Here is a 21673-nt window from a genome sequence, read left to right on the forward strand (position 1 = left end):
GCCCTTTCCTGTAGCGGTGCTCGACGAGAGGCGTGTTCGACGAGGGGGCTCGGCGAGAGGCGTGCTCGACGAGAGGCGCTCGGCGAGCGACGTGCTCGGCGACGTGCTCGACCCCTTCCCGCAGGGCTTGCTCAGGCCCTGGGGGTCAGGGCTCAGGCCGCGGTCGGCGCGCCCTGCTCCTGGCGCTCCCGGCTGCTCCCGCGTGTCGTCGGGCCCGCGTCGACCCTGCTGCCGAAGAGCCGGTCGAGGGCCAGCGCGCCCGGGCCGGTGAAGACGAGCAGGGCGAAGGCCCAGCAGAACATGGCGGAGCTCTCGCCGCCGTTCTGCAGCGGGAAGAGGGCGTCCGGCTGGTGGACCTTGAAGTACGCGTACGCCATCGAGCCCGAGGCGAGGAACGCCGCGCTGCGGGTGCCCAGGCCGAGCAGGACCAGGCCGCCGGCGCCGAGCTGGATCACGGCCGCGTACCAGCTCGGCCAGGTGCCGACCGGGGCCGTGCCGCCCGAGGAGTCGCTGAGGACGCCGAAGAGCGTGGCGGCGCCGTGGCAGGCGAAGAGCAGCCCGACGACGATGCGGAAGAGGCCGAGCGCGTACGGCTGGGCCTGGTGGAGGCGGTCGGCGAGGGCGCCCGCGCCGCCGGGGGCGTTCGCGCCGCCCGGTCCGGTGGGCGCGGTCGGGGCGCTCGGGGCGCTCTGGTTCTTCATGGGGGGACTCCTTCGGCCTGACCCCGTCCGCGGGGTGGACGGGGCGTGGGGACGGAAACCGATCGGGCCGTAAGGTTAGGTTCCCCTCACTGGTACTTGCAAGTTCAACATCTGGCCACCGGGAAGTGTGTGGTCGGGTTCACTTCCCGGTGGTCTTTGTTGATGTGCGGTCAGAGGTGGTGCGGTCGAGGGTCGTTGGGGGCGGTGGTCAGCAGCCGTTGAGGATGGACTGGAGGGCGCTCTTCTCGGCGGAGTCGAGGCTCAGGTTCCAGTGGTACTTCACGTGCACCCACGCGCGGGCGTACGTGCAGCGGTAGCCGGTCTGCGAGGGCAGCCACTCCCCGGGGTCCTGGTCGCCCTTCGACTGGTTGACGTTGTCCGTCACGGCGATGAGCTGCGGCCGGGTCAGGTCGTTCGCGAAGGACTGGCGCTGCGCGGTGGTCCAGGCGTTGGCGCCCGAGCGCCAGGCCTCGGCGAGCGGGACCATGTGGTCGATGTCGAGGTCGGAGGCGGCGGTCCAGGTGGCGCCGTCGTAGGTCGAGTACCAACTGCCGCTGACCGACGCACAGCTGGAGTCGGTGACGACGTTCACGCCGTCGCGCTTGAGGACGGTCTCGCGGGTGTTGCAGGCGCCGGACTGGGTGATCCAGTGCGGGAAGAGGTCCCGGCTGTAGCCCGAGGAGGAACCTTCCGCCTTCACGGTGAGGGAGGCGAGGTAGGTGCGGGCGGTCGCGGCGCTGACCGGGGTGGGCATGGCGGCCTGCGCGGCCGGGGCCGTGGCGAGGAAGCCGGTGACGGTGAGGGCGGCGGAGGTGGCGAGAACGGCGAGTCGACGCGCGTAGACTTTGGAGGCGGGCATGTGAACTCCTCTGATGCGGGGGGACCGTGGCTGGGTGCCGTCCCCGTGGGGTGCCGGGCGGCGGCCCGGTCATCGTGGCGGCGCCAGGTTTCGGTGGGGGGTGCGCCAGGTAACAGAGTGGCGACATGGACACGTCACATCAAGAGGTGTGACGTGTCCTGACGGAGTGCCAGCTTCCGCCCGGCGCTCGAGAAGTACGCGAAACGTTCCGACGGGGCCGCGACCGCCCGCCGCGACCCTAGGGTTACCGGGTGCTTCTCGAAGTGAACGTCACCTTCGGGGCGGTCCTCGCCGTTCTGCTCGTCCTCGCCGCGGGCGTCGTCGCCGTCGCCCACCTCGGCCGGGCCCGCGACACCCTGCTCGCCGGTGCGCGCGCCGCCGTCCAACTGGTCGCCGTCTCGCTCGTGATCGCGTGGGTGGTGCGCTCCGTACCGCTGCTGCTCTGCTTCCTGCTCCTGATGTACGCCGTGGCGGTACGGACGGCGGGGCGCCGGGTCGTCCCGGCGCCGGGACGCGGCTGGTGGTGGGCGGGTGTGCCGATCGCCGCCGCTGTCGCCCCGGTGGTCCTCGCGCTCGTCGCCACCGGCCTCGTGCCGGTCAGGGGCATCACGCTCGTACCCGTGGCGGGCATCCTCGTCGGCGGCGCGCTGACGGCCACCGTCCTCGCGGGGCGGCGCGCGCTCGACGAACTGGAGACGCGGCGGGGCGAGGTGGAGGCCGGGCTCGCGATCGGGCTCGTCGAGCGGGACGCCCGGCTCGAAGTGGCGAGGCCGGCGGCGTCGGACGCGCTGCTCCCCGGCATGGACCAGACCCGCACGGTGGGGCTCGTCACGCTGCCGGGGGCGTTCGTGGGCATGCTGCTCGGCGGCGCGTCACCGCTGCACGCGGGCGCCGTCCAGCTCTTCGTGCTCATCGCCCTGCTCGCGGTCCAGGCGGTGGCCGCGGCGGCCACCCTGGAACTGGTGGCCCGGGGCAGGATCGCCCGGCCCCGGCCGGGGGAGGGAGGGGGGTGAGGAGAGGCTACGGGAGGACGGTCAGGACGATCGAACCGTCGGCCGCCGACTCGACCCGCAGCCGGGTGAGGTCGGCGATGTGCACGTCCGGCGCGAAGGCGGCCGCGCGCGGGCCCACGCCCACGACCCGCATGCCGGCCGCGCGGCCGGCATGGATGCCGGCCTCGGAGTCCTCGAAGACGACGCAGTCGGCGGGGTCGAAGCCCAACTCGGCCGCGCCCTTGAGGAAGCCCTCGGGGTCCGGCTTGCTGGCCCCCACGCGCTCGGCGGTGACCCGGTCCTCCGGCATGCGCAGCGCCGCCGCGCCCATCCGCGCCTGCGCGAGCGCCTCGTCCGCCGAGGTCACCAGGGCGTGCGGCAGCTCCGCGATCGCCGCCATGAAGGCGGGGGCGCCGGGGACGGGCACGACGCCGTCGAGGTCGGCGGTCTCCTCGGCGAGCATGACCCGGTTGTCGGCGTGGTTCTCCTCCATCGGGCGCTCCGGGAGGAGGACGGCCATCGTCGCGTACCCCTGGCGGCCGTGGACCACCTTGAGGACGGCGTCCCCGTCGAGGCCCTGCCGCTCCGCCCAGCGTCGCCAGCAGCGCTCGACGACGGCGTCCGAGTTGACGAGGGTGCCGTCCATGTCGAGCAGGAGGGCGCGGGCGGTGAGCGTTGCCGGGGTGGTGGCAGCCATCGGGTCTCCAGAAGGGGTGGCGCGGAGAACGAAGCGGTCCCGCCCACCGGTCAGGGATTGCGGGCGGGGCCACTTTGTTTTTTCACGATACAAAACCGAGGGTGGTCTTGGCCAACCGGTCCGCCGTCCGGTCCGCATGGTGGGACCCGGGAGGCCGGGACCCGAACCCTGGAGGCCGGAGGCCAGACCCCGGACCGGGCGGGCACGCGGAGACGAACCCCGGACGGACACCCGGAGGGAGGGAGAGGCGGAGGGCCGTGCCACGGGCCCCACCGCTCAGATGTCCGGGGTGCTCTGCTCCAGGATCCGGCGCGTCTCGGGGCCGTACACGCCCTCCGGGTCGCCCGGGATGTACCGCCACGACTGGTAGCGGGCCACCGCCTCCCGGACCTCCTCGTCGTACCTGCCGTCGATCCGGCCGTCGTAGACCCATACGGCGGTCAGCCGCCGCTGGAGTTCCCGGACCTCATGCCCGGTGGAGCCGAGGGTCAGCGTCGCCCCCTCCGCGCCCTCCTCGGGCGCCTCCGTCGGGGCCGGGGTGGTCGGTTCCGACGCCGACGGCGCGGTGACCGGCGCCGACGAGGAGGCGGAGGACGAAGGCGAGGCGGAGGCCGGGGGCGCCGCCGCGCCGCTCGTGCTCGCCGAGGCGCTCGGCGAGGCGGTCGTGCCGCTCGCGGAGGGGGTGGGCGTCGGCGACTCGGACGTCCGGCGCGGGGTGGGCGAGGAGGAGGTCGGCTCCGGGCTCCCTGAGGAGGGGGACGGGGCCTCCGAGACGCCGAGGTTCAGGGACGCGCTGGTGGTCACCTCGGGTACTGCGGCCCGGTCGTCGCCCCCGTCCCCGCCGCCGAGCACGGTCGCCGCGAAGGCGGCGGTGCCCGCCACGGCGACGGCGGCCACCGCCGCGACCATGGCGCCGCGCCCGCGCCCGCGCCCCCGCCCTCGCGGCCGGTCCCGCTCGTATCCGGGCGGCGGTACGTCGCCGATGCCGCGCAGCAGCAGCGGCATGGTCTCGGAGGGGTCACCCGCGTCGTACGACCCCGCGGCACCTCGGGTCGCGTCGTACGACCCCGCGGCACCTCGGGTCGCGTCGTACGACCCCGCGGCGCCCCGGGTCGTGCCGTACGACCTCGCGGGGCTCCCGGCCGCCCCGTATTCCGCAGGGCTCCCGGCCACCCCGGCCACCCCGGCCACCCCGTACGGATCGGGTACGCCCCCGGCGGCGCCCCCCGCGCCACCGGCGGCTCCCGCCCCGTGCCCGTTCGGGTGCCGCGTAAAGCCCTGTGTGGAGCCCTCCGCGGAGGCCTCTGCGGAGGGCTCCCCCGGGCGGCCCGTCGAGAGTTCCTCCGAACTCTCCCCCGAGTGGCCCGTCGGGCCCTCCCCGGCGGCCTCCCCCGGGCCCTCCGGCGAGTCCAGCGTCACGTACGGCCTGATCCGGAGCGGATCGAAGTCCTCGGCCGCCGCCATCTCCGCCCGGGCGCAGGCGCAGCCAGGTCTTTGTACATCGCATTCAGGACAGACGTGTCCGGTCATGATGGGTCCCCTCCCCGAGACGACTGCTGGCGATTATGCAGCCCACCCCCTCCCGGTGGGCGAACAGCCGTGCCCTTCCGCAGGCCATAACCGGACATTCGGACCAGGATGGAGACGCCGTCCCATGGGCCGTCCGGCGGGACGCCCGACGAGACGCCCCGAGGAGACGCCCATGGCCCAGGAAACAAGCCCCTCCCAGCTCGGCGGCGCGCCCGCGCCCGGGGAGGGGCAGAGCCACCGCACCGTCCTCGTCGCGATCGGCGCGCTGCTGCTCGGCATGCTGCTCGCCGCCCTCGACCAGACCATCGTCTCCACCGCCCTGCCGACGATCGTCAGCGAGCTCGGCGGCATGGAGCACCTGTCCTGGGTGGTGACCGCCTACATGCTGGCGTCCACGGCGGCCACCCCGCTGTGGGGCAAGCTCGGCGACCAGTACGGCCGCAAGAAGCTCTTCCAGGCGGCCATCGTCATCTTCCTCGTCGGCTCCGCCCTCTGCGGCATCGCCCAGAACATGCCGCAGCTCATCGCCTTCCGGGCGGTCCAGGGCCTCGGCGGCGGCGGCCTCATGGTCCTGTCGATGGCGATCGTCGGCGACCTGGTGTCACCCCGGGAACGCGGCAAGTACCAGGGCCTCTTCGGTGCCGTGTTCGGCGCCACCAGCGTCCTCGGCCCGCTGCTCGGCGGCCTCTTCACCGAGCACCTCTCCTGGCGCTGGGTCTTCTACATCAACCTGCCGATCGGCATCGTCGCCCTCTTCGTGATCGCCGCCGTCCTCCACATCCCGGTGCGCTCCACCCGGCACACCATCGACTACCTCGGCACCTTCCTCATCGCCTCCGTCGCCACCTGTCTGGTCCTCGTGGCCTCCCTCGGCGGCACCACCTGGGCGTGGGGATCGGCGCAGATCATCGGCCTCGCCGTCCTCGGAGCCGTACTCCTCGTCTGGTTCGTCCAGGTCGAGCGGCGGGCGGTCGAGCCCGTGCTGCCGCTCAAGCTGTTCAGGATCCGGACCTTCACCCTGGTCTCGGTCATCAGCTTCGTCGTCGGCTTCGCGATGTTCGGCGCGATGACCTACCTGCCGACCTTCCTCCAGGTCGTGCAGGGCGTCACGCCGACCATGTCCGGCGTCCACATGCTGCCCATGGTCCTCGGCCTCCTGATCACCTCGACGGTCTCCGGCCAGATCGTCTCCCGCACCGGCCGCTGGAAGGTCTTCCCGATCCTCGGCACCGCCCTCACCGCCCTCGGGCTGCTCCTCCTCAACGAGCTGACGGAGACCAGCACCACCTGGGAGATGAGCTTCTACTTCTTCGTCTTCGGCGCCGGCCTCGGCCTCGTCATGCAGGTCCTCGTCCTCGTCGTGCAGAACGCCGTCTCGTACGAGGACCTCGGCGTCGCCACCTCCGGAGCCACCTTCTTCCGCTCCATCGGAGCCTCCTTCGGCGTCGCCGTCTTCGGCACCATCTTCACCACCCGGCTCACCCACAAGCTCGACGACGTGTTCGCCTCGGCCACCGCCTCCGGGCTGGCGGTCCCGCCCGGCGTCGGACCCGAGCAGGTCGCCGCCGACCCGCGCACCGTCGCCGAACTCCCGGCCGACCTGCGCCCCTCGGTCCTCCACGCCTACGCCACCTCGATCACCGACGTCTTCCTGTACGCGGCCCCCGTCGTCCTCGTCGCCTTCGTCGTCGCCTGGTTCCTCAAGGAGGACAAGCTGCGGGCCTCGGTCACCGCGCCCGACACCAGCCAGACGCTCGCCTCCAACCCGGTCGAACGGTCCTCGTACGACGAGTGCGCCCGCGCCCTGTCCGTCCTCGGCTCCCGCGCGGGACGCAAGGAGATCTACGAGAAGATCACCGCCCGCGCCGGGCTCGACCTGCTGCCCGCCGCCAGCTGGCTGCTGCTGCGCATCCGCCGCCACGGGATCGTCGAACCCGCCCGGCTCGCCGAGACCGTGCCCGTACCGCTGCGGGTGATCACGGAGGCCTCCCGGCAGGTGGAGGAGCGGCGGCTGGCCTCCCGGGAGGGCGTGCAGCTGATCCTGACCGAGGAGGGGGTTCGGGTGGCGACGCGGCTGGCGGCGGCCCGCGAGGAGTCGCTCGCCGAGCTCCTCGGAGACTGGTGGGGACCCGACCGGCCCACCGACCTGGTGCAGCTGGTCGAGGAGCTGACGGCCGAGCTGAGCGGCTCGGACGGGGAGCGGCCACAGGACCCGGAGCCGCCGCGCGACCACCACGCCTGACGGGGGAGGCGGGCCCAACCCGGTTGCCGTACGACCGGTATGACAGTCGCTCAGGAGCCCTCAGTACGCTGTCCCCTCCAAGATCGCATCACAGGGGGATGGGCAGGATGAACAACGAAGAGCCACGTCAGGGCTGGCCGGCTCCTCCGGGACACGCGCCGAACGGCGGGTACGACGGCTACGGCGGCTACGGCACCCCCGTGCCGCCCGCCCCGGCACGCCAGAACTCGCACCGCGGCGCCTGGATAGGCGCCGGCGCCACCCTGGTCGCGGCGGTGATCGGCGTCGTCGGTACGTACATGGTGAGCGGCAACAACAACCCGGCCCCCACACCGCCCGCCGCACAGGGCCCGACGGCCTCGACCACCCCGCCCGGCGAGGAGGCGAAGGGCGGCGACGACGCCTCCCCGGACTCCTCGCGGAGCCCGGAGACCGCGGCCTCCGCGAAGCCCTCCTCGCAGGCACCGGCCGCCCAGGTTCCCCCGGCGAAGCCGGCCGACACGGTCGAATGGCAGGGCGCCCTGGCGATCGCGTACGCGGAGGACAAGGATCTGGACTCCGCGCCGCCCGCCGAGTCCGAGATCAACGAGGAGAACGACTTCTCCGTCTACCCCTTCGGCACCAGCCGCATGCTGCGCCCCGAGAGCGGCACCAAGGCACTGGTGTGGAAGGACGCCACGGCACCCTCGTACGAGGACTGCGCGGGCGCCGTGGACACCCTGGGCACCACGGCGGACATGAAGATGAAGACCGGTCTCGTCGTCTGCGCCCGCACGAACGACGGCCGGCTCGCCCGGCTGACCGTCAAGGAGGCGGCCGGGCAGGGCTCCGACACGCGAGGCGTCTTCGACATCGTCGTGTGGAGCGGCTGACGGCGGGTCGCGGGTCACGGGGGCGGGTCAGAGCCGCTTGCCGTACCAGACGTCCATGTACGGCCCCGTGCAGTAGGCCGGGATCTCCGCGTACCCGTGCCGCGTGTACAGGGCCCGCGCCTCGACCAGGTCCAGGCGCGTGTTGAGGACCATCTCGCGCGCCCCGAGACCCCGCGCCGCGTCCTCCAGCTCGCCGAGCAGGGCCCCGGCGCCGCCCAGGCCACGGAAGGCGTGGCGCAGGAAGACACGGGTCAGCTCGGCGCGCTCCTCGTCGAGGAGGAGCACTCCGCCGCAGCCGGCCGCCTTGCCCTCGTGGCGCGCGACCAGGAACTGTCCGGTCGGCGGCGTCAGCAGCTCGACCCCGTCGTTGGTCAGGCCGTGGTCGATCTCCGCCGAGGTCGCGGGCCGCTTCCAGTACCGGCTCGCGACGTCGTCGTAGTAGTCGCGGCGCAGGGCGGAGGCGTCCGGGGTGTCGACACGCTCGGGGGAGAAGGTCCAGGTCATGCGCGCCATTGTGCGCCGCGCACGACCTGGGACGCAGCCGGGTTTCCGGGCGCCCGGCCGCCGAGAGGCGCCCGGCCACCGAGAGGCCGCCCGGCACCTGAGGAGCCGCCCGGCCGCCGAGAGGCAGCCGGCCACCGAGAGGCTGGCCCCGGCCCCCGAGGAGCGCCCGGCCGCCGAGCCCTCCCGGCATCCGAGGAGCCGCCCGGGCTCCAGCCCCGCTCGGTCCCGCCGGGGACCGGCTCAGGCGGGACGCCAGGCCTCCACCGCCTCCCCCGGCCGGCTCAGCTCTTCGGGGACGCCTGCTGGACGACCTCGAAGGACCACAGGGCCGAACCGGAGGCGGCGGGCTTCGGCCGCTCGCCGCCCTGGCCGCCCTCGCCTCCGCCCTGGTGCGCGGCCTTCATGGAACCGTTCATCCACGCCTGGAAGTCCTCCTCGCTGCGCCAGCGGGTGTACACCAGGTACTGGTCGGTGCCCTCGACGGGGCGCAGCAGCTCGAACCACTCGAAGCCGTCGGACCCCTCGACGGCCCCGGCCCGGGAGGCGAAGCGCTGCTCCAGCACCTCCCGCTGCTCGGCCGGCACGGTCAGGACGTTGATCTTTACCACACTAGGCACATGACACCTCTCAGGAAGCACAGGCAGGGCGCTGCGCCGAGCCTTGATCACGTACGTGCAGTCTCGTACATCCGCCAGTCAAAGCGGCGTGAGGACGACTCGCAGGCATCGCCCGTGGCGCAGCGCGAACGGTGCGCCGCGCTGATCGCGTCGAAGGGGTGGAGCGACGCGGGCCACTTCGAGGACGTGGGCAAGTCGGGGTGGGACCCGAGCATCCACCGTCCCGGGTTCGAAGAGATGATGACGGCCGTGCGCGGCGGGCACGTGGATGCGGTGGTCGTCTTCTCGCTGTCCCGCCTGACGCGTCGGGGCGCGCTGGAAGCCATGCGCATCATCGAGGAGTTGGAGACGTACGGCGTCCGGCTGGTGAGCGTCGAGGAGCCGTACCTCGACACGTCCACCCCGGTCGGTGTCGGAATCCTCGCGATCATCGCGGGACTGGCGCAGCAGGAGTCCGACATGAAGTCGGTCTACGTCTCTGCCACCAAGGACACGTTGCGGCGGGCTGGTAGCCACGTTTCCGGCGTCGCCCCGTACGGCTTCACGTCGGAGAGGGCGACCAGCGGCAAGCTGTCCGTCGTCCGACTCGTTCCGGACCCGGTGGAAGCCCCACACGTCCGGGACATGGCCAAGTGGGCGGCGGAGGGCGTGTCCGCCTCGCGGATCGCCAAGCGACTCAATGAGGACGGCGTTCCCACGAAGGCGGTGTCCCTGGGGGAGTCGGGGGCCAAGCGCCTCGCCTCGCGCCGTGCGCGTGGAGTCTCGGAAGCCGTGGAGCGCCCTGCGTGGGTGTCGTCCACCGTCCTCCGCATCCTTCGGGACCCGCGCCTTGCGGGGTACGCGATCGAGTGGCAAGGACGGGTACAGGCGACCAAGGACGCCGACGGCAATCCCATCCCGGGCAAGACGGGGAAGCGCGTCATCCTGCGTGACGACGAAGGGCAGCCCGTCCAGTCGCACGAAGCGCTGATCCCCACCGAGGAGTGGTGGAGGCTCCAGGACGTGCTGGACGGCCGGACGCAGGTGGTCGTACGAGCGGGCCGACGCGTCCCGGCCCTGCTGGCCGGACACGGACTGCTGTTCTGCGACGTCTGTGGATCCGTGATGGTGACCGACCGACGGGCCGGGAAGCTCTACTACAAGTGCAACCGGGCCGGGGGAGTCGTCGCGGGCCACGGTGGTCTCGTCATCGGCCAGGACGCGGCGGACAGCGAGACGGCGGGGCGGGTGTGGGCCCGCCTCATGGCCATGGACCCTGAGGACCCGGAAGACCTTGAGTGGCTGGCCGAGGCGTCACGTCGCTTCGCCCGCCAACAGGACACGTCTCAGCGAGACGCAGAACGCGCGGCGGTACGGGCCGAGTTGGAGCACGTACGGGAGTCCCGCCGCATCCTCCACGTGGACCGGCTGGCCGGCGTCTACGCCGACGAGACCGGTGCGCAGATGTTCAGAGAGTCCATGGCACGGTTGGCTGCGCATGAGGAGCGGACGGCCGTACGGCTGGCGGAACTGGAGACGACCGGAAGCCGAACCATCCAGATCCCCGACGAGTGGACGAGCGTGGACGGAGATCCCATCGGGGAGGGGTCGACATGGGCGGCGTGGGACCTGGAGAAGAAGCGGGAGTTCCTGGCGCTCTTCATCGACTCCGTGAGGATCACCAAGTCCGTCGGTAGGGGCCGCAACGCGAACACGCGGCACCGTGTGATCGTCCGGTGGGCTGAGTCGCCAGACGCGGTAGGGGGCTGACCGCTCGGTAGATCTTGTATCGGCCCGTTGCCTCAGATGCCTGGCGGCGGGCCGACTTCATGTGAGTCTATTGACTCATTCGTTGATCTTCACAATGCTCATGGAGGGCAGGATATGACCCCCGGTCCCACCGTCTTCGAGGCGGACGCGGTACAGGCCCTCGCGGTGCGCTGGTTGCCCTGTCTGGGGGACGACGACTTCGTGTGCTCGCCCGTCGGGCTGTGGCTGGCGCTCGGTGCCGTCGCCTCCGGGGCGCGGGGGCGGACCGGTGCGGAGCTGGGGGCGCTGCTCGGGGTCGAGGGGGAGGCGGCCGCCGAGGCGGTGACCGGGGTCGGGCGGCGGCTCGCCGCCACGGGCGGGCTCGCGGTGGCGACCGGGGTCTGGAGCGGGGTGCCGGTCCTCGGCCCGTTCCGGCGCGGGCTGCCCGACGTGCGGTTCGGGGTGCTGCCGGGCGCCGCCCTGTTCGCGCTGCCCGACGCGGTCTTCGGTGCGACGGACGCCATGGAGCCGGGTGGGCTCTCCGACGCGCAGGCCGAACTCGACGCCTGGGTGCGGGAGACGACCGGCGGGCGGATCGCCGGGCTGCCGCTCCGGCTCGACGGCTCCGAGAAGCTGGTCCTGCTCAACGCGCTCGCCCTGAAGGCCTCCTGGCTGACGGCCTTCCCCGGGCATCTCACCCGCGACGAGCCGTTCACCGACGGGTACGGCGACACCCGGCCCGTACCGACCATGCGGCGGCGGATACCGGCGGCCTGGGTCTGGTACGCGGACGGGGTCACCGTCGTCGAGCTGCCCTGCCAGGGGGAGGGAGCCGCCCGGGTGCGGTTCGTGCTCGGCCCCGAGGGCGCCGGGCCCGCGGAGGTGCTGCCCGCCGCCTGGGCGGGGCCCGGCGCGCGCGTGGGGCTGGTGGCGGACTCGGCCGACCTTCTCCTGCCGCGTTTCACCCTCCGCGCGAGGACCGAGGTCCACGAGCACCTGCCGGCGCTCGGCGTCCGCCGGGCGCTGAGCGACGACGCCGACTTCGCGGGGCTCTCCGCCGCCGCCCTGCGGGTCGCCCAGGTGGTGCAGGAGACGCTGGTCGAGGTGGCGGAGGAGGGGGTCGAGGCGGCCGCCGTCACCGCGGTGACGATGACCCGAGGCGCGGCCCCGCCCCGCCACGCGGTGGTGGAGCGGGTCGCCTTCGACCGTCCCTTCGGCGTGGTCGTCCTCGACGCCTCGGGCGACGTGCCGCTCTTCACGGGTTGGCGGCGGAGCGCGCCCACCCCCTAGAGGGTGTCCCCGTCCTCAGGCACCCAGCGCGGCACGTCCCCGGGCCGGCGGTCGAGCGTGCGGCAGATCGCGTCGGGGGTGGTGAACCGGATCGCCGCCACCGTGCGGGGCACGGCGTACCGAGCGTACGGCGGGAAGCGGTCGACCTCGGCGGCTGCCGTGGTGGGGATGACGACGAGCTGACCGCCTCAGCCGACGACGCGGGCCAGCAGCAGTCCGTCGTACCCCTTCGTGCCGACCGTCTGGAGCGCCGTCGCGTCCAGGCGGGGTTCGGCGGCGACGAGGTCGAACAGTTCGCGGGTGCCGGTGATCGCCGGGTCGTCCGGGTGCGGCGTGGTGATCCTCCCGCCGCGCACCACGTTGTCGACGATGATCACCGTGCCGGGGCGGGAGAGCCTGAGGGCCCACTCCACGTAGCGCGGGTTGTTGACCTTGTCGGCGTCGATGAACACCAGGTCGAAGGGGCCCGCGTTCTCCGCCTCCAGCTGCGGCAGGCTGTCCAGGGCCGCGCCCGTGCGGACCTCGACGTTCCTGTCGAGGCCGGCGCGGGAGATGTTGGCGCGGGCCACGTCCGCGTGTTCCGGGCTGTACTCCAGGGTGATCAGCCGGCCGTCGGTGGGCAGCGCGCGCGCCAGCCAGATCGTGCTGTAGCCGCCGAGGGTGCCGATCTCCAGGATGCTGTGCGCGCCCTGCATCCGGGCGAGCAGGTGGAGCAGCTTGCCCTGGTTGGGGGCGACGGCGATCTCCGGCAGGCCGGCCGCCGTGGAGTCGGCGAGCGCGGCGGTGAGCGCTTCGTCGGCCGGGGCGATCGTCTCGGCGAAGTACTGGTCGACTTCGGTCCACTGAGGGTTCGTCATGCGGCCGAACGTACACCGGCGCCGGTATCCGGGCGGCGCCGTGCCGCCCGTACGGCCCGGATGGTCAGGAGCGCCGCGACGCCTGCGAGCAGTGGGCCGCCGACGACCGTGAGCAGCCATACGGGGACGCCGCCGCCGACGGTGAGCAGCCGGTCGGTGTACTCGACCCGGCGGTACGGGGTGTCGGCGACGACCCGCAGGCGGTGGTCGTCGTCGATCCGCTCCGGGTGCGGGAACTCCTGCTCCAGGACCGTCAGATGGACCGGCCGCTCGTCGGCGAGCCCGGCGACGGCGCCCTCGGGCCGCTCGATCCGGCCGGCGAAGGTGACCTCGGGGACGTCGCCGCCGATGGGGGAGCGGGGCTCCATCCGGTGGTCGGCGAGGACGTAGAGCCCGAGGGTCTGGGCGGTCTCCGCGAGGCGGGAGAGTCGCATGGGGTAGACGAGTTCGGGGGAGTCGAAGGTGATCCGGAGCGGGGTCAGCTCGCCCTGGAGGACGGCGTCCTTCTCCTGGGGGACGAGGCGGACCGCGACGTACTCCCACCTCCGTTCCACGTACGGCTGGAGCGCGCCGGTCAGCCGTTCGGGCAGCTCGAAGCCGTTGGCGCGCAGCCAGTCGCCGAGGGCCTCGGGGTCGGTGGCGGTCAGCCGGGCGACGTCGAAGGGGCCGAGCCGCTCGCGGCCGACGATCCCGACCCCGCCCGCGCCGGGCGCGGGGGCTCCGGCCCCGTCGCCGTGGTCGGTGTCGAACGGCCAGTCGCCCTCGCGCGGCCAGAAGTGGAAGCGGTCACGCTGCTCGGGCCCGGCGAGCCGGTCGAGGGCGTCGAAGAGCTCCGGGTCGCCGAGGGTGACGTCGGCGCGGCTCGGCACCGGCATGATCCAGGCGGCGCGCCGGGCGTCGCCGTGCACCCGGAAGCGCATGACGACGGTCTCGGAGCGGCCGTCCCAGCGGACGGCCGACTCCTCCCGGTCGACGCCGATCCGTTCGGACCGGGACGGGATCATGGCGCCGCAGCCGCAGGCGTACGCCGGTGCGACGAGCGAGCCGAGCTGGAGCGCGAGCAGCGCGACGATGGTGGTCAGGATTCTGTGTGTCCCCCGCATGCGGGGTGGGACGTGCGGGGCGGGAGCCCGGTTCCGCCCCGTCCGGCGACGCCGAGGCCCCCGACCTGTAGACGCCGCTCCGCGACGCCGGAGTCCCGCCCCGCGCACGCCGGAGTCCCGCCCCGCCCACGCCGAGGTCCCGTCCGGCGGCGCCGAGCCTCCCGCCCCGCCCCTACGCCCCCGCCCCGCGACGCCGGAGTCCCGCCCCTACGCCCCCGCCCGGACCCGGAGTTCCTTCACGCCGTTGAGCCAGGCGGCGCGCAGCCGGCGCGGTTCGCCGGCGAGGGTGAGGTCGGGAAGGGTGTCCGCGAGGGCGTTGAAGATCAGCTCGATCTCCTTGATCGCGAGGGACTTGCCCAGGCAGAAGTGGGGTCCTCCGCCGCCGAAGCCGAGGTGCGGGTTGGGGTCGCGGGTGATGTCGAAGCGTTCGGGGTCGGTGAAGACCTCGGGGTCGTTGTTGGCGGAGGAGTAGAAGAGGCCGACGCGGTCCCCCTTGGCGATCTTCTGCCCGCCGAGTTCGGTGTCCTGGGTCGCGGTCCGCTGGAAGGAGACGACGGGGGTCGCCCAGCGGACGATCTCCTCGGCGGTGGTCGCGGGCCGTTCCCGCTTGAAGAGTTCCCACTCGTCGGGGTGGGTGAGGAAGGCGTGCATGCCGTGGCTGATGGCGTTGCGGGTGGTCTCGTTGCCCGCGACGGCGAGCAGCAGCACGAAGAAGCCGAACTCGTCGGAGGAGAGGTTGCCCTGGCCCTCGGCGGCGACGAGTTGGCTGACGATGTCGGCGGCCGGACACTCCTTGCGGGCGGCGGCCATGTTCATCGAGTACCCGATGAGCTCCATGGCGGCCTCGGCGCCGATCTCCTCGGTGATGGCGTACTCGGGATCGTCGTACGCGACCATCTTGTTCGACCAGTCGAAGATCCGGGAGCGGTCCTCCTGGGGGACGCCGATGAGTTCGGCGATGGCCTGGAGGGGCAGTTCGACGGCGACCCGGGTGACGAAGTCGAAGGTGCCGTCGGCGTCCGCGCCGCGCTTCGCCTCGTCGACGATGGCCTGGGCGCGGTCGCGCAGGGCGGTCTCCAGGTCGCGGATGGCGCGGGGGGTGAAGCCGCGCTGGACGATCTGGCGGACCCGGGTGTGCTCGGGCGGGTCCATGTTGAGCATGATCAGCTTCTGAACCTCGATCTGGTCCCGGGTGATGTGCTCGTTGAAGCGGATGACGGCCGTGTTCTCGTTCGAGGAGAACAACTCCGGGTGTGTGGAGACGTACTTGACGTCCGCGTGGCGCGTGACGGCCCAGTACCCGCCGTCCGCGAAGCCGGTGATGCCGGGCGGCTGGGGGCACCACCAGACGGGTGCGGTCTGCCGCAGCCGGGCGAACTCCGGGAAGGGGACGCGGTCGCGGAGCAGATCGGGGTCGGTGGCGTCGAACCCTTCGGGAAGATGGGGGCAGGGCATCGGCAACACACTCCACATCTGATGGGTCGTCAGGAGTTGCCGGGAAAGTTAGTAACGAGTTCTACAAGTAGCAAGGGGCGGAACGGGAAGTGTTGCCTCCCGGACCCTTGCGTACCCGCGGTAGCAGTCATAAGACTGCACTCAGAACTAGAACGCGTACTAGTTCCCCCGTGACGCCGACCGACCGGGGTGCCGGGACACCCCGTCCGTCGAGGAGAGGACGAGCTCATGGCCGCGGAACCCGTCATCGTCGAAGCCGTTCGCACCCCCATCGGCAAGCGCGGAGGCGCGCTCGCCAACCTCCACCCCGCCTACCTCCTGGGCGAGACCTACCGAGAACTCCTCGGCCGCACCGGCATCCACGCCGACTGCGTCGAACAGATCGTCGGCGGTACGGTCACCCACGCCGGCGAACAGTCCATGAACCCGGCGCGCACCGCCTGGCTCACCATGGGGCTCCCCTACGAGACGGCCGCCACCACCGTCGACTGTCAGTGCGGCTCCTCGCAGCAGGCGAGCCACATGGTCGCCAACATGGTCGCCGCCGGGGTCATCGACATCGGGATCAGCTGCGGCGTCGAGGCCATGTCGCGCGTCCCGCTCGGCTCCGGATCCAAGCACGGCCCCGGAAAGCCCTTCCCCGACGAGTGGAACGTCGACCTCCCCAACCAGTTCGAGGCCGCCGAGCGCATCGCCCGCCACCGCGGCCTCACCCGCGAGCGCGTCGACTCCCTGGGCCTGCTCTCCCAGGAACGGGCGGCGAACGCCTGGGCCGAGGAGCGCTTCAAGCGCGAGACCTTCGCCGTCCAGGTCCCCACCACCGAGGAGGAGCAGGCCGCCGGACAGGGCATGTGGCGGCTCGTCGACCGGGACGAGGGCCTGCGCGACACCACCATGGAGGGTCTCGCCCGGCTCAAGCCCGTCATGCCGACCGCCGTCCACACCGCAGGGAACTCCTCCCAGATCTCCGACGGCGCCGCCGCGCTCATGTGGGCCTCCAAGCGCATGGCCCGCGCCCTCAAGCTCCGCCCCCGCGCCCGGATCGTCGCCCAGGCCCTGGTCGGCGCCGACCCGCACTTCCACCTCGACGGGCCGATCGACGCCACGCGGGCCGTCCTCGGCAAGGCCGGAATGTCGCTCGGGGACATCGACCTCGTCGAGATCAACGAGGCCTTCGCCTCGGTGGTGCTCAGCTGGGCGCAGGTCTTCGACCAGGATCTGGAGAAGGTCAACGTCAACGGCGGCGCCATCGCCCTCGGCCACCCGGTGGGGGCGACGGGGGCGCGGCTGATCGCCACGGCCCTGCACGAGCTGGAACGCTCGGACAGGGAGTTCGCCCTGATCACGATGTGCGCGGGCGGGGCGGTGGCGACCGGGACGATCATCCAGCGGCTGTAGGGCCGGCGGGCTCGGGACCGCGGGACGGGTGCGGCTCCGGGACCGCGAGACGGGTACGGGTCCGGGACCGCGGGACAGGTGCGGCCCCGGAAACGCCGCGGCCCTTGGAAACGCCGCAGGCCCCGCCCTCCCTGGAAGGGAGGCGGGGCCTTGCGGGTGCGCAGGGTGCGGCGGTGACTCTTAGTACCAGCCGTTGGCCTGCCAGAACGCCCAAGCGGCGTTCGGGGAGCCGTAGCGCTCGTTCATGTAGTTGAGACCCCACTTGATCTGGGTGGCGGGGTTCGTCTTCCAGTCGGAACCGGCCGAGGACATCTTCGTGGCCGGCAGGGCCTGGACCAGGCCGTAGGCGCCGCTGGAGGAGTTGGTGGCCTTGTGGTTCCAGCCGGACTCGTGGGACACGATCTTGCTGAAGGAGGCGTACTGCGAGGCCGGGACGATCTGGCGGGCGATGTCCTGGGGGCTGGCGGCCGAGGCCGTGCTCGTCGTGCCGAGGACCGCACCCGACGCGCCGAGCAGCACGGCCGCGGAGGCGGCGAAGGTCTTCTTGCGGGCGGAGACACGAGTGGTGAGCGAGCGGATCAAGGTCATTACCTAACGTCGGGGGCAAAGGCCGCGCCAGGCGGTTTCGGCAAGCCGGAACCAGAGCCCGGGGAACCCGGGAACTGGGGGGAACCGGCCGTCCGAGGCGCTGCGGTGAGCACCGGCTGCCTGGCGACGTCCACCAGACAACCAGGGCCGGAACGCCGACGCAACGACCCCTTGTACGAGGAAGGTTCGGACCCGGGGCGAACGTCCCGGGGGGTGGGTCCGTGGTGTTTCCGCAGGTCATGACCGACTGTGGGTGGTTTGGGTGGGTACCGCCCGGCTACTATTCCGCCTCGTACGTGACGTAGGTCCTGTGGGGCGGCTCACCCGCCGAGGGCTTCCCGGGGGCCTCGAATGTGACCTGGGCCTCGAAGTTCGCCCGTCGCGTGGCCCGTCGCAGCGCCCTCAGGAGGGTGCCGCCGATGGTCAGGGTGAGGACGACGGTGAGGACGGCCCGGCCCAGGTCCCAGCCGAGGGAGGTGGCCGTGACGTATGCGAGGAAACGGACCAGGTTCTCGTTCAGCGGGGCCCCCGGCTGGAACGAGATCCCGCTGCTCAGGCCCTGCAGCAGCACCCAGCCCTGCAGGTTCATGATCGTTCCGTACGCGAACGCCGCCACGCACCCGTACGCCGAGAGCATCAGCAGCTCACCCCGGCCCCGGATCCGGCTCGCGCCCGGCAGCAGCCCGGCGCCCATGGTGAACCAGCCCATCGAGAGCATCTGGAACGGCATCCACGGCCCCACACCGCCCGTGAGCAGGGCCGACGCGAACATCGTCACCGAGCCGAGGACGAAACCGAACCCCGGCCCGAGGACCCGGCCGCTCAGCACCATCAGGAAGAACATCGGCTCCAGACCCGCCGTGCCCGCCCCCAGCGGCCGCAGGGCCGCCCCGACCGCGGCGAGCACCCCCAGCATCGCGATGGCCTTCGCGTCCGTCCCGCCGTCGGCGATCGTCGCCACGACCACCGCGACGAGCAGCGGCAGCAGCGCGGCGAACAGCCAGGGCGCGTCCCCGGCGTGCGAGGTGACGGCGGAGTCCGCGTCCGCGAAGAGGGGCCAGCAGAAGGCGACGAGACCGATGAGGGAGACGAGGACAAGGGCGGCGACGGAACGCGGACCGAGCCGGATCGGGCGGGCGCTCACCGGGCCTCCTCCAGGGCCGCCTCCACCTGCTCGACCGTGAGCCAGGGCCGCGGGGCGAGGATCTTCGCCACCTGCGGCGAGAACGCGGGGGAGGAGACGACCACGTCGGCCGTCGGCCCGTCCGCCACCACCTCGCCGTCCGCGATGATCACCACCCGGTGCGCCAGCTCGGCCACCAGCTCCACGTCGTGCGTCGCGAGCACGATCGAGTGGCCCTCGGCGGCGAGGGCACGGAGACGGGCGACGAGACGGGCCTTGGCCGCGTAGTCCAGGCCGCGGGTCGGCTCGTCGAGCAGCAGGAGCGGCGGGCGGCCGGTCAGGACGAGGGCCAGCGCGAGCGCCAGCCGCTGCCCCTCGGACAGGTCCCGGGGGTGGATGTCGTCGGCGACCCCCGGCAGCAGCTCGGACACCAGCGCCCGGCAGGTCCCGGGCTCCGCGCCCGCGTCGGCGTCGGCCGCCGCGCACTCGGCGGCGACGGTGTCCGCGTACAGCAGGTCGCGCGGCTCCTGCGGGACCAGGCCGACCTGGCGGATCAGCTCCCGGGGATCCGTGGTGTGCGGGGTCCGGTCGGCGACGCGGACGGTGCCGGAGGTCGGGGCGATCATGCCGACCAGGGTGGAGAGGAGGGTGGACTTGCCGGCGCCGTTGCGGCCCATGAGGGCGATGGTCTCGCCGGAGCGGACCTGGAGGTCGATACGGCGGAGGGCTTCGACCCGGCCGCGGCGGACGCCGAGGCCCTCGGCGAGGACGAGGGGGGCCCCGGCGCGGGGACCGGCGGAGACCGGTGCCGTGGTGCGGCGGCGCTTGAAGGGGGTGAAGCCCGCGGCCGGCGGACGCGGCCCGTCCGGCGTTCCCGGCCCGTCCGGTGTCCGAGGACCGGGGGCCGGGGTCCGGGAAGGGGCGGGGCGGGGAAGGAGCTCCGCGGGGTCCAGTCCCTCCAGGCGGCTCTTCAGCCCACCCGCCCGCCGTCGCGCGTCCCGCACCGTCAGGGGCAGCGGATCCCACCCCGCGAGGCGGCCGAGGGCCACCACCGGCGGGTGGACCGGCGAGACGGCCATGATCTCGGCGGGGGAGCCCATGACCCCCTCCGGCAGCAGCAGGACCCGGTCCGCGTACTGCACCACCCGTTCGAGGCGGTGCTCCGCGAGCAGCACCGTCGTGCCGAGGTCGTGGACCAGCCGCTGGAGGACCGCCAGGACGTCCTCGGCCGCCGACGGGTCGAGCGCCGAGGTCGGCTCGTCCAGGACCAGGACCTTCGGGTGCGGGGTCAGGACCGAGCCGATCGCGACGCGCTGGCGCTGGCCACCGGAGAGCGTGGCGATCGGGCGGTCGCGGAGTTCGGCGAGGCCCAGCAGGTCGAGGGTCTCCTCGACGCGGCGCCGCATGACCCCCGGCGCGAGGCCGAGGGATTCCATGCCGTAGGCCAGCTCGTCCTCGACCGTGTCCGTGACGAAGTGGGCGGACGGGTCCTGCCCGACCGTGCCCACCAGGTCGGCGAGCTCGCGCGGCGGATGCGTACGGGTGTCGCGGCCGTCGACCGTGACGCGGCCCGTCAGGGTGCCGCCGGTGAAGTGGGGTACGAGTCCGGAGACCGCGCCCAGGAGGGTCGACTTGCCGACTCCCGAGGGGCCGACGAGCAGCACGAGCTCGCCCTCGGGGACGGTGAGGTCCAGGCCCTTCAGGGTGGGCTCGTGCTCGTCGGCCCCCTCGTACCGCACGGAGACGTTCTCGAAGCGGATCACGCGTTCTCCTTGGGAACGGGGGCCACGAACGCGGGCACGAGGCCCACCAGGATCGACAGGGCCGGCCAGAGCGGCAGCTCCGGGGCCTCCAGGGGGACGACCCCGGGGTGCAGCGCCTCGGGCGCGTACGCGTTCGCCCAGATCATCAGGGCCGCGACCGCGACCCCCGAGCCCGCCACCAGCCAGGCCCGCACCCCCCAGTGGTCGGGCCGGTACCGGGTCCGTACCGTCCGGCGCCCGCCCAGCCGCAGCCCGGCCATGGCCGCGAGGAGCCCGGCGCCGAGCAGCGGCAGACCGTACCCCGCGCCCTCCGCCGCGAGCAGCCCGTACGAACCGGCGCAGATCCCGAGCAGTCCGCCCAGGGTCAGCAGGTTCGTGGTGCGCCGTACGGAGGCGGGGACCCGCGCCGTCCGGCCGTACCCGCGCGCGTCCATCGAGGCCGCGACCGCGATCGACCGTTCCAGGGCCCCTTCGAGGACCGGCAGGCCGATCTGGAGCACCGCGCGGACCCCGCCGGTGGGGCGGCCGCGGAGCCGCCGGGCGGTCCGCAGCCGGACCACGTCCGCGACCATGTTCGGCGCGAAGGTCATGGCCACGACGACGGCGACCCCGGCCTCGTACAGCGCCCCGGGCAGCGATTTGAGCAGCCGCGCCGGGTTGGCCAGCGCGTTCGCCGCGCCGACGCAGATCAGCAGGGTCGCCAGCTTGAGGCCGTCGTACACCGCGAAGACCAGCTGCTCGGCCGTCACCCGCCCCCCGATCCGTACCCCCTGCGCCCAGTCGGGCATCGGCACCTCCGGCAGCGTGAACAGCAGGCGCGTCCCCGGGATGGGGGAGCCGAGCAGCAGGGAGAAGACGACCCGCAGGAAGACCACGAACAGGCCGAGCTTCACGAACGCGCCGTACGAGCGGGCCCAGGGCGCGTCCGTACGGCGGGCCGCCACGACGTAACCGGCGACCCCGACGAGCAGCCCGAGCAGGAGCGGGTTGGTGGTGCGGGAGGCGGCGACGGCCAGGCCGAGCGCCCACAGCCACCAGGCTCCGGCATGCAGGGCGTTCGCCCGGCTCGCCTCGGGGGCCCGGAGGGAGGAGAGGACGGCGCGGATCGGCCGGGTCACGCCGGGCCCACCGGCCGCGGGCCCTCGGCGCGTGCGGTGCGGACGGGCCGCATCGCCGACGGCGAGCCATCGGGTCGAGCGGGGCTGGTCCGCGACGACCGGCCTCCGGGGCGTGCGGGGCCCATACGCGGCGCCGGGGCTCCGGGGCGTGCGGGGCTCATCCGCGACGGCCGGCCTCCGGGGCGTGCGGGGCTCATCCGCGACGGCCGGCCTCCGGGTCGTGCGGGGCTCGTCCG

The 21673-nt window shown here is 73.2% G+C and carries 19 protein-coding genes; 6 read left to right on the plus strand and 13 right to left on the minus strand.

The annotated features are described in order from the left end of the window. Window positions 1–152: 152 nt before the first annotated feature. Complete coding sequence (locus tag ACRRSS_RS07000; protein WP_435970347.1) at window positions 153–701, minus strand: DoxX family protein; 549 nt, start codon at window positions 699–701, stop codon at window positions 153–155. A gap of 208 nt (window positions 702–909) precedes the next feature. Continuing rightward, complete coding sequence (locus tag ACRRSS_RS07005) at window positions 910–1560, minus strand: HNH endonuclease family protein (RefSeq protein WP_435970348.1); 651 nt, start codon at window positions 1558–1560, stop codon at window positions 910–912. 251 nt (window positions 1561–1811) lie between these two features. Between ACRRSS_RS07005 and ACRRSS_RS07010 the strand changes: the two genes are divergently transcribed. After that, a complete protein-coding gene (locus ACRRSS_RS07010) occupies window positions 1812–2573 on the plus strand; it encodes an ABC transporter permease (protein ID WP_435970349.1) in 762 nt (253 codons plus the stop codon). 7 nt (window positions 2574–2580) lie between these two features. On the opposite strand, the gene ACRRSS_RS07015 is transcribed toward ACRRSS_RS07010, so the two are convergent. Next, entirely contained in the window at window positions 2581–3249 is a 669-nt protein-coding gene (locus ACRRSS_RS07015; protein WP_435970350.1) for an HAD-IA family hydrolase, read from the minus strand. A gap of 276 nt (window positions 3250–3525) precedes the next feature. Beyond that, complete coding sequence (locus ACRRSS_RS07020; RefSeq protein WP_435970351.1) at window positions 3526–4713, minus strand: peptidoglycan-binding domain-containing protein; 1188 nt, start codon at window positions 4711–4713, stop codon at window positions 3526–3528. 238 nt (window positions 4714–4951) lie between these two features. Here ACRRSS_RS07020 and ACRRSS_RS07025 point away from each other — a divergent pair, with 238 nt between their 5' ends. Together ACRRSS_RS07025 and ACRRSS_RS07030 are read left to right on the plus strand one after the other, a co-directional pair. Further along, window positions 4952–7021, plus strand: a complete 2070-nt coding sequence (locus ACRRSS_RS07025; protein ID WP_435970352.1) for a DHA2 family efflux MFS transporter permease subunit — start codon at window positions 4952–4954, stop codon at window positions 7019–7021. Window positions 7022–7128: 107 nt separating this feature from the next. Continuing rightward, window positions 7129–7893, plus strand: coding sequence for a hypothetical protein (locus ACRRSS_RS07030; protein WP_435970353.1), 765 nt, complete (start codon window positions 7129–7131; stop codon window positions 7891–7893). 27 nt (window positions 7894–7920) lie between these two features. Here ACRRSS_RS07030 and ACRRSS_RS07035 read toward each other — a convergent pair whose 3' ends face one another. Further along, the gene (locus ACRRSS_RS07035) at window positions 7921–8406 is read right to left on the minus strand and encodes a GNAT family N-acetyltransferase (RefSeq protein ID WP_435970354.1); all 486 of its coding nucleotides are present in this window, start codon (window positions 8404–8406) and stop codon (window positions 7921–7923) included. Window positions 8407–8678: 272 nt separating this feature from the next. Further along, window positions 8679–9014 carry an antibiotic biosynthesis monooxygenase family protein gene (locus ACRRSS_RS07040; RefSeq protein ID WP_435970355.1) on the minus strand — a complete coding sequence of 112 codons (336 nt, stop codon included), beginning with the start codon at window positions 9012–9014 and terminating at the stop codon, window positions 8679–8681. Between ACRRSS_RS07040 and ACRRSS_RS07045 the strand changes: the two genes are divergently transcribed. Continuing rightward, window positions 9015–10763, plus strand: coding sequence for a recombinase family protein (locus ACRRSS_RS07045; RefSeq protein ID WP_435970356.1), 1749 nt, complete (start codon window positions 9015–9017; stop codon window positions 10761–10763). Window positions 10764–10877: 114 nt separating this feature from the next. Beyond that, window positions 10878–12032, plus strand: a complete 1155-nt coding sequence (locus tag ACRRSS_RS07050; protein ID WP_435970357.1) for a serpin family protein — start codon at window positions 10878–10880, stop codon at window positions 12030–12032. A gap of 188 nt (window positions 12033–12220) precedes the next feature. On the opposite strand, the gene ACRRSS_RS07055 is transcribed toward ACRRSS_RS07050, so the two are convergent. From ACRRSS_RS07055 to ACRRSS_RS07065, 3 genes are all read right to left on the minus strand, one after another. Next, the gene (locus tag ACRRSS_RS07055) at window positions 12221–12889 is read right to left on the minus strand and encodes an O-methyltransferase (RefSeq protein WP_435970358.1); all 669 of its coding nucleotides are present in this window, start codon (window positions 12887–12889) and stop codon (window positions 12221–12223) included. Then, window positions 12886–13992 (minus strand): DUF2330 domain-containing protein, encoded by a 1107-nt coding sequence (locus tag ACRRSS_RS07060; protein WP_435970359.1) that lies wholly within the window; start codon window positions 13990–13992, stop codon window positions 12886–12888. The genes ACRRSS_RS07055 and ACRRSS_RS07060 overlap by 4 nt, the downstream gene beginning before the upstream one ends. A gap of 207 nt (window positions 13993–14199) precedes the next feature. Further along, complete coding sequence (locus ACRRSS_RS07065) at window positions 14200–15447, minus strand: cytochrome P450 (RefSeq protein WP_435970360.1); 1248 nt, start codon at window positions 15445–15447, stop codon at window positions 14200–14202. Window positions 15448–15675: 228 nt separating this feature from the next. On the opposite strand from ACRRSS_RS07065, the gene ACRRSS_RS07070 reads away from it, so the two are divergent. Further along, window positions 15676–16845 (plus strand): steroid 3-ketoacyl-CoA thiolase, encoded by a 1170-nt coding sequence (locus ACRRSS_RS07070; RefSeq protein WP_435970361.1) that lies wholly within the window; start codon window positions 15676–15678, stop codon window positions 16843–16845. 180 nt (window positions 16846–17025) lie between these two features. Here the strand turns inward: ACRRSS_RS07070 and ACRRSS_RS07075 are convergent, their stop codons facing one another. From ACRRSS_RS07075 to ACRRSS_RS07090, 4 genes are all read right to left on the minus strand, one after another. Then, the gene (locus ACRRSS_RS07075; protein ID WP_435970362.1) at window positions 17026–17427 is read right to left on the minus strand and encodes a transglycosylase SLT domain-containing protein; all 402 of its coding nucleotides are present in this window, start codon (window positions 17425–17427) and stop codon (window positions 17026–17028) included. Window positions 17428–17713: 286 nt separating this feature from the next. Beyond that, entirely contained in the window at window positions 17714–18577 is an 864-nt protein-coding gene (locus tag ACRRSS_RS07080) for an ECF transporter S component (protein ID WP_435970363.1), read from the minus strand. Beyond that, window positions 18574–20319, minus strand: coding sequence for an ABC transporter ATP-binding protein (locus ACRRSS_RS07085; RefSeq protein ID WP_435970364.1), 1746 nt, complete (start codon window positions 20317–20319; stop codon window positions 18574–18576). The genes ACRRSS_RS07080 and ACRRSS_RS07085 overlap by 4 nt, the downstream gene beginning before the upstream one ends. Then, complete coding sequence (locus tag ACRRSS_RS07090) at window positions 20316–21437, minus strand: energy-coupling factor transporter transmembrane component T (protein WP_435970365.1); 1122 nt, start codon at window positions 21435–21437, stop codon at window positions 20316–20318. The genes ACRRSS_RS07085 and ACRRSS_RS07090 overlap by 4 nt, the downstream gene beginning before the upstream one ends. Window positions 21438–21673: the final 236 nt, after the last annotated feature.

This window comes from Streptomyces sp. Qhu_M48, assembly GCF_051305195.1.
In the GTDB taxonomy this organism is placed as follows: domain Bacteria; phylum Actinomycetota; class Actinomycetes; order Streptomycetales; family Streptomycetaceae; genus Streptomyces.

Bases quoted from the DNA above. Each gene is read 5' to 3' on its own strand.
- ACRRSS_RS07020 (WP_435970351.1), bottom strand. From the start codon at position 4,713: ATGGCGGCGGCCGAGGACTTCGATCCGCTCCGGATCAGGCCGTACGTG.
- ACRRSS_RS07065 (WP_435970360.1), bottom strand. From the start codon at position 15,447: ATGCCCTGCCCCCATCTTCCCGAAGGGTTCGACGCCACCGACCCCGAT.
- ACRRSS_RS07035 (WP_435970354.1), bottom strand. From the start codon at position 8,406: ATGGCGCGCATGACCTGGACCTTCTCCCCCGAGCGTGTCGACACCCCG.
- ACRRSS_RS07030 (WP_435970353.1), top strand. From the start codon at position 7,129: ATGAACAACGAAGAGCCACGTCAGGGCTGGCCGGCTCCTCCGGGACAC.
- ACRRSS_RS07060 (WP_435970359.1), bottom strand. From the start codon at position 13,992: ATGCGGGGGACACACAGAATCCTGACCACCATCGTCGCGCTGCTCGCG.
- ACRRSS_RS07025 (WP_435970352.1), top strand. From the start codon at position 4,952: ATGGCCCAGGAAACAAGCCCCTCCCAGCTCGGCGGCGCGCCCGCGCCC.
- ACRRSS_RS07055 (WP_435970358.1), bottom strand. From the start codon at position 12,889: ATGACGAACCCTCAGTGGACCGAAGTCGACCAGTACTTCGCCGAGACG.
- ACRRSS_RS07005 (WP_435970348.1), bottom strand. From the start codon at position 1,560: ATGCCCGCCTCCAAAGTCTACGCGCGTCGACTCGCCGTTCTCGCCACC.
- ACRRSS_RS07050 (WP_435970357.1), top strand. From the start codon at position 10,878: ATGACCCCCGGTCCCACCGTCTTCGAGGCGGACGCGGTACAGGCCCTC.
- ACRRSS_RS07070 (WP_435970361.1), top strand. From the start codon at position 15,676: ATGGCCGCGGAACCCGTCATCGTCGAAGCCGTTCGCACCCCCATCGGC.
- ACRRSS_RS07015 (WP_435970350.1), bottom strand. From the start codon at position 3,249: ATGGCTGCCACCACCCCGGCAACGCTCACCGCCCGCGCCCTCCTGCTC.
- ACRRSS_RS07000 (WP_435970347.1), bottom strand. From the start codon at position 701: ATGAAGAACCAGAGCGCCCCGAGCGCCCCGACCGCGCCCACCGGACCG.
- ACRRSS_RS07045 (WP_435970356.1), top strand. From the start codon at position 9,015: ATGACACCTCTCAGGAAGCACAGGCAGGGCGCTGCGCCGAGCCTTGAT.